Consider the following 325-nt stretch of genomic DNA (forward strand, 5'->3'; position numbering starts at 1 on the left):
ATCAACATCGGACACATCAATGATGAGCGCGATTCCTGGCATCTGGGTTCTGAGAAGTTTAAGGAATACGTGGAAGAGCATTCAGGCGGACGCATCCAGGTAAACATCTATCCCAGCAGCCAGTTAGGCACCGAGGTGGATATGATCCAGTCCATCCTCACACAGGGCGGCTGCGACATCACATTTACCGGCGAGTCCATGCAGACCTACCAGCCTGACCTGGGTATCATCGGCATGCCTTACCTGATCAAGAGCGACGAACATATGGAAGCCGTCCTTACCGGCGAGGCAGGCGCTGAACTGGAAGGCCTGATGGAAAAGTGCG

Annotated in this window: 1 protein-coding gene; it reads left to right on the forward strand. The window is 54.2% G+C overall.

All coding sequences use genetic code 11. The features are described 5' to 3' along the window. A partial coding sequence (gene dctP, locus DWX59_RS29395; RefSeq protein ID WP_235845094.1) for a TRAP transporter substrate-binding protein DctP occupies positions 1 to 325 on the forward strand: 325 nt, incomplete at both ends.

The sequence above is a fragment of the Enterocloster aldenensis genome, from assembly GCF_003434055.1.
Taxonomy (GTDB): Bacteria; Bacillota; Clostridia; order Lachnospirales; family Lachnospiraceae; genus Enterocloster; species Enterocloster aldenensis.